Below are 2,897 nucleotides of genomic sequence, written 5' to 3' on the forward strand. Positions count from 1 at the left end.
AATTTGGACACCGTGAGCAACTGGAGCCGCATCTTCGACTTCGGTTTCGGAACGAACAACTACTTCTATCTGACGCCGCAAAACGGGACAACCGGAGTCATCCGTGTCGGGATCAAAAACGGCGGTGGCGAGCAAGTCATCAACGGCACTGCGGCGCTGCCAACCGGCGGCTGGCATCATGTGGCCGTAACCCTGGACGGCGCTACGGGAACGCTTTACGTCGATGGCCAGAAGGTAGGCAGCAGTAACATCAACATCAGACCTTCCCAACTCGGCGTTACCACGCAGAACTGGATCGGCCGCTCGCAATTTTCCTCCAATCCTTATCTCGACGGACGGGTGGACGACTTCCGCATCTATAACGTTGCTTTAACCGATCAGGAAGTATCGGCTGTAATGAACGAGTAGAATATATCGACAGGGAATGAACCAGCGGAAGTCCGGAACATGAACGTGATGACATCTTTAAAGTGATTATGTGCAAAGGAGATCCAATCGCCCTGTGGAAAGAAATCGTCAAGAGCTATGATTCAAAGGGCGTGCCGGATGCGATCAAAGAAGTCAACGAAGAGGCAGCCAAGAGAGGGATTAAGTAATTTTCAATTGACGCCAAGTTATAGTTGCCGGGCTCCTTGCACAGGAGCCCGGCATATAACTAAGGATCCTATATAAAAGGAGCTCAAATGATGGATAAAAGCATTGGCAAACATAATAAAAGATCCAGAATCCAAACTTTTCTGCTGGCGATTTTGGTAGCCTTCATTCCAATGATGGCAAATTTTCCGACAAAAGCCGAAGCGGCTACAACATTAGTAACCTATCCGGCACCGGCAACGGGTGTCACTATGAACACTACCTATACGGTGCAAGTACGGGTTCCAGGCGGAGCCTGGCAGAACGTGGACGTGTATAATACGACCGTTGGCATTGTTCCCGCGAATGCTTCCATTGCTTATTTCGATACGGATGGTCCGGTCGAGCTATCGGTAACCTATAATTCCGGAACGGTTACATCGGCGGCCGTCCATCCTACGAGCAAGGGCATTACGCCTGCAGTCAACGGGAATACGATGACATTCTCCATATCCGGTCCCACGAAGCTCTCGCTCGAGGTGAATGATAATATCAACAATAATCTTCACCTGTTTGTAAATCCGCTCGAGGTCAATCCTCCCAGCCCTACGGACCCAAATGTCATTTATCTTGGCCCCGGTGTGCATAACCAAAGCTACGTCGTACCTAGCGGCAAGACGCTTTACCTTGCTGGCGGAGGGGTCATTAACGGGAATGTAATGTTTCAAAGTGCTAATAATGCCAAGTTCCTTGGCCGTGGAATGCTGAGCCGTCCCAATTATGGAGGCCTGGTTATCAACTTTTCGAATAATATCACAGTCGATGGCATTATTGTGAATAACTACGGCAACGCTAATGGCGGCGGTACTGGCGCCAATATCGGAAATTCCACCAATGTTTTGTTAAACAACGTCAAATGGATCGCTCACAAGAAATGGACCGACGGTATTAACGTATACGGTTCTTCCAATGTGACCATCAATGACGCCTTTTTCCGGACGGGCGATGACGCCATTGCGATCTACTCCACGCGCCAAGGCGGAGGAGAAAGCTACTGGGGTAATGTCTCTAACATCAAGGTTTCCAACACCATTCTGATGCCGGACGTGGCCCATCCGATTCAAATCGGCGTCCACGGTGATCCGTCGGCTCCCGGCGGAGGTGTTGTAATCGATAATGTCACCTTTGATAATATTGACATTCTGACGCATAATGCCCTAAGCTGCAGCCGTGCGTCGAACATTGTAATTAATAGTGGCGATGGCAATCTTGTCTCCAATATTATGTTCAATAATATCCGGATCAAGGATGTTTGTGCCCAGAGAATTTTTGAAACAGCTGTAGTTTATAGTACCCGCTGGATGACCGGCCCGGGTCGCGGCATTAAAAATGTTTATTTCAAGGATGTATCCTATACCGGTACGAATGCAAACAGCAACAATATTTCCGGCTATGATGCCTCCCGTCTGAACCAGGATTACACTTTTGAGAATTTGCGGATTAACGGGAATCTGATTATGGATGCCGCTTCCGGAAATATTTCGGTCGGGAACCATGCCAAGAACGTAAACTTCATCGCTTCCGGAGGCACGCCTCCTAAGGTCACCCCGTTCCCTTCTGTCACGCCTATCAATCTGGCGCTGAACAAGAGCGCAAGTAGCGATAGTTCACAGTCGGGCAATCCGGCTTCGAGCGGGAATGACAGCAGCACTTCGACCCGCTGGTCTGCGAATGACGCAAATACCGGTCATTCGTGGACGGTTGACCTTGGCTCCAGTATGAGAATTACTGACGGTACCCAAGTGAAGTGGGAACAGAGCGGCAAAGTGTATAAGTACAAGATTGAAACCTCCAATGATAATAGCAACTGGACCATGAAAGTCGACAAGACCGCCAATACGAGCACGGTCCAGACGCAAACCGACAATTTCAAGGCAGACGCCCGGTATGTCAAAATTACGGTGACTGGTCTGGAAAGCGGTGTGTGGGCAAGCTTCTACGATTTCAAGGTACTCGGAGAACAATGGAATCTGGCGATGGGCAAGACCGCAAGCAGCGATAGTACGATGTCAGGCTTTCCAGCTTCCAATGCGGCTGACGGCAACCAAATGACCCACTGGAGCGCGAATGACGGAAACACCGGCCACTGGGTGAAGGTAGACCTTGGCTATGTCAAGAAGATCACCAATGGCACCCAGGTGTTGTGGCCGAATGTCGGCTCCGCATATCAGTATAAGGTCGAAACATCAATAGATAACACCAACTGGACCCAAGTCGTTGACAAGACGGCGAATACGAGCACGGATCAGGTTCAGAACGATTAC

Annotated in this window: 3 protein-coding genes; all 3 read left to right on the forward strand. The window is 49.7% G+C overall.

Annotated elements, in window-relative coordinates; all coding sequences use genetic code 11:
* Positions 1 to 408: LamG domain-containing protein (locus tag DFP97_RS30145; RefSeq protein ID WP_147275129.1), on the forward strand; the 408-nt coding region annotated here is incomplete at its 5' end.
* Positions 409 to 470: 62 nt separating this feature from the next.
* On the forward strand, positions 471 to 596 hold the full coding sequence (locus DFP97_RS32040) for a hypothetical protein (protein WP_281271032.1): 126 nt from the start codon (positions 471 to 473) through the stop codon (positions 594 to 596).
* An 87-nt stretch (positions 597 to 683) separates the two neighbouring features.
* Positions 684 to 2,897 (forward strand): discoidin domain-containing protein (locus tag DFP97_RS30150; RefSeq protein WP_147275130.1); only part of this gene is annotated, 2,214 nt, incomplete at its 3' end.

Source organism: Paenibacillus prosopidis (assembly GCF_003337375.1).
In the GTDB taxonomy this organism is placed as follows: domain Bacteria; phylum Bacillota; class Bacilli; order Paenibacillales; family Paenibacillaceae; genus Pristimantibacillus; species Pristimantibacillus prosopidis.